The 7902-nt window shown below is 61.1% G+C and carries 10 protein-coding genes, 1 pseudogene and 2 other annotated features; of the genes and pseudogenes, 9 read left to right on the forward strand and 2 right to left on the reverse strand.

Features of this window, described 5'->3' with window-relative positions; translation table 11 throughout:
- The 9 genes and pseudogenes from ACK41U_RS18450 to ACK41U_RS18490 form a co-directional block, all read left to right on the forward strand.
- A pseudogene (locus ACK41U_RS18450) lies at positions 1–83 on the forward strand (IS3 family transposase); the annotation flags it as partial.
- A gap of 135 nt (positions 84–218) precedes the next feature.
- Positions 219–277 (forward strand) — a sequence feature (sul1 is cis-regulatory element that is thought to sense ions involved in sulfur or methionine metabolism; They are found in Alphaproteobacteria).
- Positions 278–348: 71 nt separating this feature from the next.
- Positions 349–927, forward strand: a complete 579-nt coding sequence (locus ACK41U_RS18455; RefSeq protein ID WP_409683465.1) for an NYN domain-containing protein — start codon at positions 349–351, stop codon at positions 925–927.
- 37 nt (positions 928–964) lie between these two features.
- Positions 965–1020 (forward strand) — a sequence feature (sul1 is cis-regulatory element that is thought to sense ions involved in sulfur or methionine metabolism; They are found in Alphaproteobacteria).
- Between the two features lie 72 nt (positions 1021–1092).
- Complete coding sequence (locus tag ACK41U_RS18460; protein ID WP_409683468.1) at positions 1093–2589, forward strand: SulP family inorganic anion transporter; 1497 nt, start codon at positions 1093–1095, stop codon at positions 2587–2589.
- Between the two features lie 11 nt (positions 2590–2600).
- On the forward strand, positions 2601–3455 hold the full coding sequence (locus ACK41U_RS18465) for a universal stress protein (protein WP_409683470.1): 855 nt from the start codon (positions 2601–2603) through the stop codon (positions 3453–3455).
- A gap of 81 nt (positions 3456–3536) precedes the next feature.
- Entirely contained in the window at positions 3537–3875 is a 339-nt protein-coding gene (locus ACK41U_RS18470) for a TraR/DksA family transcriptional regulator (protein ID WP_409683473.1), read from the forward strand.
- 50 nt (positions 3876–3925) lie between these two features.
- Positions 3926–4150 (forward strand): hypothetical protein, encoded by a 225-nt coding sequence (locus ACK41U_RS18475; protein WP_409683476.1) that lies wholly within the window; start codon positions 3926–3928, stop codon positions 4148–4150.
- Positions 4128–4769: a hypothetical protein gene (locus tag ACK41U_RS18480; protein WP_409683478.1), complete on the forward strand. Its 642-nt coding sequence runs from the start codon at positions 4128–4130 to the stop codon at positions 4767–4769. The genes ACK41U_RS18475 and ACK41U_RS18480 overlap by 23 nt, the downstream gene beginning before the upstream one ends.
- A 188-nt stretch (positions 4770–4957) precedes the next feature.
- Positions 4958–5686 (forward strand): SAM-dependent methyltransferase, encoded by a 729-nt coding sequence (locus tag ACK41U_RS18485; protein ID WP_409683481.1) that lies wholly within the window; start codon positions 4958–4960, stop codon positions 5684–5686.
- Between the two features lie 369 nt (positions 5687–6055).
- Positions 6056–6583: an NUDIX hydrolase gene (locus ACK41U_RS18490; RefSeq protein WP_409683484.1), complete on the forward strand. Its 528-nt coding sequence runs from the start codon at positions 6056–6058 to the stop codon at positions 6581–6583.
- A 64-nt stretch (positions 6584–6647) separates the two neighbouring features.
- On the opposite strand, the gene ACK41U_RS18495 is transcribed toward ACK41U_RS18490, so the two are convergent.
- Both ACK41U_RS18495 and ACK41U_RS18500 read right to left on the reverse strand, forming a co-directional pair.
- Positions 6648–7691 carry a nucleoside monophosphate kinase gene (locus ACK41U_RS18495; protein ID WP_409683486.1) on the reverse strand — a complete coding sequence of 348 codons (1044 nt, stop codon included), beginning with the start codon at positions 7689–7691 and terminating at the stop codon, positions 6648–6650.
- Positions 7688–7902, reverse strand: a 215-nt coding sequence (locus ACK41U_RS18500) for an FCD domain-containing protein (protein ID WP_409683489.1), incomplete at its 5' end; no start/stop codon positions are given. The genes ACK41U_RS18500 and ACK41U_RS18495, both read right to left, overlap by 4 nt.

A 7902-nucleotide genomic window follows, 5' to 3' on the forward strand; every position in this document is an offset into this window, starting at 1 on the left:
AGCGCTTCTACAACCCGCGTAGACGGCATTCGAAACTGGGCTATCTCAGCCCCATGGAGTTCGAGACCCGCGCTATGCTAGCTGAACCCGCTGTCCACGAAACCGGCGGCAGCTCAGGCCAATCAATTTCCCAGCAGAGCGATCCTGCGTCTTGCCGGTGCATTCGTGACAGACTGCGCAGTTGAGCAAGCTTCTCCAATATGTCATTCAGATGGCGAATCGGATCCTGTCGTTTGCGGCCGGATGGCTTCTCCGGGCGCCTATCCCCCGGCAACCTGACCGAGTTGACGCTCTGCTTCTGCGCTGCCTGCCACAAGCGGACCCGCTCGGGCGAGTTTCAAAAATCCTATGAACACAGATACGCCAGTTCTGGAGCGCACCACGCTGCTGATCGACGGCAGCCATGTCGATCGCCTGAAATCCAAGTTCGGGCGGCTGATCGACCTTGAGAAGCTGATCGCCCATTTCGCCTTGGCGGGGCGACCGGTTTGCGCACATTACTATCGGGACAGCCGGGACAGTGCCGAGCAGGCGCGGCTGGCGCGATTTTTTGACTGGCTGGAGCGTCATGGGATCAAACGCCACGGTGTCGATGACTTCAACGAACCCTGGTATGTCCGCGAACGCTATGGCAGCAATCTCGTCGCCCTCGCCGCAGATGCCGTGGCCGCCGCGGAAGACGGTGACCGGCTTGTGGTCCTGTCAGGCGACGCAAAGCTGGTCCCTGTCTTTGGCCTGCTGGAACAGATGGACGTGCCTGTCACTCTGATCTCAAGCCTGTCTGTGCCTCAGAGCATTGCTCCACCGCCACCACTCGTGGCGCTGGCAGATGAATTTATAGACATCGCAAAGGATGACAGGTTCTTTTTGCCACAGACCGGGCAGAACGAGGGCCCGGCATCAGGTTTCTGCCCTCGGGCCGGTTGATTTCCGGGGGGCATTCTGTCTATGAGACAAGCAAGCGCAAGGACCCGGTGAGAGCCCGGGTGGCTGTTCCGGCCGCTGATCCGCCGGATAATCCTCTGATAAGCCCTGAATTTAATGCCGGACCGTCTTGAAAAAGACCCTCCGATGCAGGGTATTGGACAGTTTATGATCTCACTCTCTGAATACCGGAACCAATGGTTCGGTAATATCCGCGGCGATGTGCTGGCGGGGGTCGTTGTGGCGCTTGCCCTCATCCCCGAGGCGATCGCCTTTTCGATCATCGCGGGGGTGGACCCCAAGGTGGGGCTTTACGCCAGCTTTTCGATTGCCGTTCTGATCGCCTTTGTGGGCGGGCGTCCGGGCATGATCTCGGCCGCGACCGCCGCGACCGCCGTGCTGATGATCACGCTGGTGCGCGATCACGGGCTGGAATACCTGCTGGCCGCGACCGTGCTGGCAGGGCTGTTGCAGATCGGCGCCGGGCTGCTGAAGCTGGGCCGGTTCATGCGCTATGTCTCGAAATCGGTGATGACCGGGTTCGTGAACGCACTGGCGATCCTGATCTTCATGGCGCAGCTGACCGAGCTGGATCTGAGCATCCCCGGCATTACCTGGCTGACCTATGCGCTGGTCGCGGCCGGTCTGGCGATCATCTATCTGCTGCCGAGGATCACCACGGCGGTCCCCTCGCCGCTGGTCACGATCGTCGTGCTGACGGCACTGGTCTGGTTCACCGGCTGGGATGTGCGCACCGTGGGCGATATGGGCGCGCTGCCCGACACGCTGCCGGTGTTCCTGATCCCGGATATTCCGTTAAACCTCGATACGTTGCTGATCATCCTGCCCTATTCGCTGGCCGTGGCCATCGTGGGCCTGCTGGAAAGCCTGATGACGCAGAACATCGTCGATGATCTGACCGACACCAAATCCAACCGCAATCAGGAATGCGTGGGTCAGGGCATCGCCAACACCGCCACCGGCTTTATCGGCGGCATGGCGGGTTGCGCGATGATCGGTCAGTCGATCATCAACGTCAAATCCGGCGGGCGGGGGCGGTTGTCGTCTTTCTCGGCGGGTGTGTCGCTGCTGATCATGGTGGTGGGGCTGGGTGGCCTTGTCGCGCAGATCCCCATGGCGGCGCTGGTGGCGATCATGTTCATGGTGGCGATCGGGACGTTCTCGTGGTCGTCGCTTGGCAACCTGAAGACGCATCCGCGATCCTCGTCGGTGGTGATGATCGCGACGGTGTTCACGGTGGTTTATACCCACAATCTGGCGATCGGCGTGCTGGTCGGCGTGATGTTGTCGGGGATCTTCTTTGCCGCCAAGATCGCGCAGCTGTTCCGCATCCGCACCACGCTGTCGGAAGACGGGCGCGAGCGGTCCTATGTGATCGAAGGCCAGCTGTTCTATGGCTCGGCCGAGGATTTTGCCGCAGCGTTCGACTATAAAGAAGCCGTCGAGCGCGTGACTATCGACGTCAGCCGTGCGCATATCTGGGACATCAGCTCGGTCCAGGCACTGGACATGGCGATCCTGAAGTTCCGCCGCGAAGGTTCGGATGTGAAGCTGATCGGCATGAACGAAGCATCGGAAACGCTGGTCGACAAGCTTGCCATTCATGACAAGCCCGGTGCCATGGACAAGCTGATGGGCCATTGAGGGAGGATACCATGACTGACAAGATACTCGCACTGGTGGACGGCTCGGTTTACTCTGAAAGCGTCTGTCATCACACCGCCTGGATCGCGGGGCGTCTGAACGCCAGCATCGACGTGATGCATGTCCTTGGCCGTCGTGAAACCGGCGCGTCGCAGAACCTGTCGGGTGCGCTGACCCTCGGCGCGCGGTCCGCGCTGCTGGCGGAACTGGCCGCAGCGGATGAGCAGCGCGCGCGCCTGGCCCAGGCCAAGGGCCGCGCGATCCTTGAGGATGCACAGAAGATCCTTGAGGCCGACGGCACCGGCCCGGTCACGCCGCATCTGCGCAAGGGGGACATTCTGGAAGCCGTGCAGGAGGTCGAACCCGATCTGCGCGCCATCGTCATCGGCAAACGCGGCGAGGGCGCGGATTTCGCGACCGGCCATCTGGGGTCGAACCTCGAACGGATCGTGCGTGCATCCAAGGTGCCGGTGTTTGTGGCGTCGCGCGCGTTCCGCCCGGTGACCAAGGTGCTGGTCGCCTATGACGGCAGTAGCTCGGCCATGAAGGCGGTCGATCGGATGTCGAAAAGCCCGGTGTTTGAGGGACTGGAAATCACGCTGCTTTATGTCGACAATGGCAGCGGACCCATCGGCACAAAGCTGGAGACAGCGGTCGCCGCACTTGGCGCCGCCGGGCTGGAGGCGACAGGCCGCGTGGCGCGGGGCGAGCCGGATGAGGTGCTGCAATCCATCGTGTCCGACGAGGGATTTGGCCTGCTGGTGATGGGCGCCTACGGGCATTCGCGCATCCGCAGCCTGATCATCGGCTCGACCACGACGGCGATGGTGCAGGCTGTGAAGATCCCGGTCCTGCTATATCGCTGAAGACGTTTTTGCAGACAGCCTGCATCCGGTGCGCCGGGTGCAGGCGCATCGGAACCGCCCTGTTGACGCAAGGAGAGGCGATTGGACCCACAGGATATTGCTGCTCATTTTGCGCCGCTTCTGCAACTGGAGCTGTCCAGACTGGAAAAGGACTCGGACGACACGGCCGAATCGCGCAAGCCTGTGGAACTGGACCAGCAAAGCGTGGGGCGCCTGTCCCGGATGGATGCGATGCAGAATCAGGCGATGGCCAGCGCCGTCGATGCCCGCCGCCACGCCCGCATCCGGGCCATCCGCGCGGCACTCTCCCGCATCAAGGCTGGTGAATTCGGGTATTGCGAGGAATGCGGCGATCCGATCCCGTTCAGACGCCTGACCCTCGACCCTGCCTTTACCCGCTGCGTAGGCTGTCGCGGTTAGGTCCGCGCTCGCGAATTTCCCGACTGCCGATCAGTTTCAGAAAGTCTCCCATGATTATCAACATTGCCGTTGGCCGGATCAGCAGAAAGACGATGAACGACCTGCACGAATACATGCGGTCTTTCTGCCCCGACCAGCACTCCGCGTTCTGGATCGGCGATCAGGTCTATCTGGAGCTGTCCTCGGTCGAAGCGCTCGACCTGATCCGAGCCCAGTTTCCTGAAATAGACCTCCGTATCCTCGGACAGGGGGATGCGCCGCCAAAGCAAACGTAAACCCATTGGAAGGGAACTTATGACCAAAATCACCCTCACCCCGCATGGTAAATTCATTGTCAAGGCGGGCCATGTGAACAACCAGATCGTCGCCCGCCTGTTTTCCGCCGAGCCGAAAGCCTTCCGCGGCCATATTCTGGAAGCAGCCGGGTCGTCGCCGTCTGAAGCAACAGGACAGGTCATTCAAACCTTCGATCAGATGACGGACACCGCCCGCGCCAACAGGCGCCTGGACAGCATCACCGGAGCAGAGGTGCCGACCCGCTTCGAGTTCGAGACGGTTCTGCGGATCATTGATGTCCCCGCCCGTGCGCTCACCGTTCTGCGCAAACTTGTGTCCGCGTCCGAAAACCAGATCTCTCTTGAGGATTTCGCCCGCATTTCGGGGCTGACCTCGGCTCAGGAGGTGATCGACTGTCTGGAAAAGCTGGGCGTTTCGATCTGCGCGGAGCTTGCCTGCGACCTTCCCGCCGGTATGCGGCACTATATCATGCTGCGCATCCCGACTGGCGAATTTCCAAAGGAAACAGCCCGGCTGGAACTGCAGCCCGAATTTGCCGAAGCCCTGACGGCGCTGCATCAGGGCAGTCAAAGGGTCCGGCCCTCCGACGCGGCCTGAGCGACAGCAATGGCCTCCTCCCCCCTCATCAGACAGATCCGTCGCGTTCTGGTGGCGCGCCCTGCCGCAACACCCGGCGATATCAGAAACATGGTGCCGGAGGCGCGTGACCAGTCTGACGATCAGCTCCGCAAACTGCTGGACCATATCCGGGCCAGTCCCGGGCCGAAAACGAACTGGCGGGTCAAGTGAGCCCGCGCACCTTCCGCACGCCACAGATGCGTGTCAGCGGATTATATAATCCATCCGAAAGACGAGATATGCACGTAAAAAAAGAAAAGAAGACCACTCGACTTATCAAAAACTGGTTCAGGAAATTCGTGTCGTCGATCGTCAGAACCGGCAATCTGCATCTGGAATTCCCGGACGGTCAACGGGAGATCTTTGGCGATACGACCGGCCCCCTGATCTATGCGCGGTTCACCCGGTGGAGCGCGATCCATCGGCTGATTCTCAATCCTGAACTGGCCATGGGCGAGGCCTATATGGACAGTGATATCGTCATGATTCAGGGCGATATTTACGATTTTCTTGATGTCGCCTTCCGCAACCTGACCGTGAGCGAGGTGCCTGGCCCCTCGCGCGCCGTCCGCGCCGTTGCCGCGATCGCCATGCGACGCGACAGGCACAATTCACGGAAACGATCGCGCGACAATGTCGCCCATCATTACGATCTGGACGGCGGGCTCTACGACCTCTTTCTCGATCAGGACGCGCAATATTCCTGTGCCTGTTTCGAAGACGGCTGCGACGATCTGGACGCGGCGCAGCTGGCCAAGAAGCGCCATCTTGCAGCCAAGCTGGATCTGCAGCCCGGCCACAAGGTGCTGGACATCGGTTCGGGCTGGGGTGGTCTGGCCGTGTATCTGCCGGATCGTCACCCGCCGCAGGACGCGCCGCTGAAGGTGCCAGCGTAGAATGTCTTAACCTCGCGCCTTCAGCACCAGCGTCGCAGACACTTTATCAGGGCTCCGCATCTGGTTCCTCCGCGATACTTCTCTTCGCGAATGATGATGGAATGTCGTGCGGTCCATATGACCTCCCGTCTCACGCAGGGGGGCAGCTCCTCCTGTGGTCAGGGGGTCAGTGTGCCGTGGCGCCTGACAGCTGGCTGAAGACCGAGGCCGGTCCGTCGCGCAAGAAGCGGCGGCGGTGAAGTAACAGCGGGCTATAGCTTTCCTAAGGTTGTTGTCCTATCCCACACGCACCTCGGCAGTGAAGTACCCTTTGGCTGCGTTGCCATGAATGATGCCGGTGCAGGCAACAACGTGACGGAGATGGACGCAATGAGACTGATCAAGAAACTCGTCCATCCCGACGTCAAGACCGTGACAGGCGCGGTTCTTACCCGCCGTGCGGCGCGCGGTATCGTGTTGCGCGAAAGGTCGATCCTGCTGCTGTTCACCGACCGGTACAACGATTTCAGCTTTCCTGGCGGCGGCGTTGCCGAAGGAGAGGGCCTGATTGACGGTCTGTGCCGCGAACTTGAAGAAGAAACCGGCGCCAGCAATGTCCGCGTGCAGCGCAACTATGGCTACATCGAGGAGTTGCGGCCGCATTGGCAGCCGGGCTTTGATCTGATGAACATGACGTCGCACTTCTTTTTCTGCGACATTGATCCCGAATTGCGCGCCACGAAGATGGAAGACTACGAAAAGGCGAACGGGATGCGGCCGGTCTGGGTGAATCTTGAGGAGGCAATCGCTCACAACCGTGGCGTCATGCAACGCCGTGAGGCCTCCATGGGGTTCTCGATCCGGCGTGAAACCTTCATGCTGGAAGAGCTGGTGGGCGATCTGGCGAAGGCTTCCTAGTCAGGCCCTGCCTTGCACCGCGCCCGACACGGTTTCCGTGCAGTGCAGTGCAAGGCTGTCCGGGTCAGATCCTGTTCGGGTACGGTCGCAGGCCCAGCAAAATCGCGGCCTTCTCGCTCAGCGGATGCGCCAGACGTCCGGCGTCGGTCTGATCCGCCAGCTGCGCGCGCAGCAAGCCGTAAACCGTCTGACGATCCTGACCGGTGTTGATTATTTCGCATTTTCCCTGGCGTTTGAAGTGCTCGACAATCGGCAAGGTCTCGGCCTTGAAGGTGTCAAAGCGCAGCTTTATGCTGTCGATATTGTCGTCGCTGCGGCCTGAGTATTGTGCGCGGCCAAGAATCCGCTGTGTCAGCACCGCAAGCGGGCATTCGAAATAGATCATCTTGGGCAAGTCACCGTCCTGACCAAAGGCCGCATGCCACGCCGCCAGATTGCCGAACGAGCGTGGAAAACCGTCGATCAGAAAATTCAGATTGCCGGTCCGGCGGATTGTCTGCTCAACGGCGTCCCTGAGCAGTCCGGCGGTGATGTCGTCCGGCACCAGCAAGCCCGCATCCATATACTTTCTGATCAGCGCAGTCCGGGGACCACCTGCCTTCAGCTCGGCGCGCAGCAGATCGCCGGCGGACAGGTGGGTCCATCCGAGCTGGATCTGTGCCAGATCGCACATCGTTCCCTTGCCCGCTCCGGGGCCGCCAAGCACGAAGACGATGTTCGGCTGAGGGGTCGGCAGGCGCGGATCGCAATGGTGCAGCGTCACTGACGGTGCCGGCGCGATCCCCATCTTGTAGACGTTCCAGGGCCGGTCGGTCGGCGGCAACGCATCGTCGCAGGTCAGCTCATAGGCCAGATGACCATCAAGCCGCGAAATCCGCCACGACGCGTAGCTGTTGGAATATGAGATCGCGGGGCTACGGACAGCCTTGCCGTCGGCACGGTCCCATGCTGGTTTGCCGTTCCAGAAGCCCGGACTGGACAGGGTGCCGGATTCGGATTCAGCGGGCGGCGCCGTCGAGGGCATGTAGAGACCATCGACCTCTGCCAGGCCCGCGCCGGAGACTTCAATAAACAGGGTGTTGGATACAGATGTGTCGTTCTTCGTCATATGAGACCCTTTTTCACGGATGTTCGGGTTCCCACGAACATGCGGTCGCGGGCTGCGGTGATGTGGTGGCGCATCGCCGCGGTCGCATCTTCGGGGTGCTGGCTGCGGATGGCCTCGATGACGGCGCGATGCTCGGACTGGACCTGTTCCTGCCGCGCCGGATCGGCCAGCAGCGTCAGCGAGCGCGACAGATTCATGCCGAACCCGATCT

Origin of the sequence: Paracoccus sp. (in: a-proteobacteria) (assembly GCF_046289755.1) — a bacterium.
Lineage (GTDB): Bacteria > Pseudomonadota > Alphaproteobacteria > Rhodobacterales > Rhodobacteraceae > Paracoccus.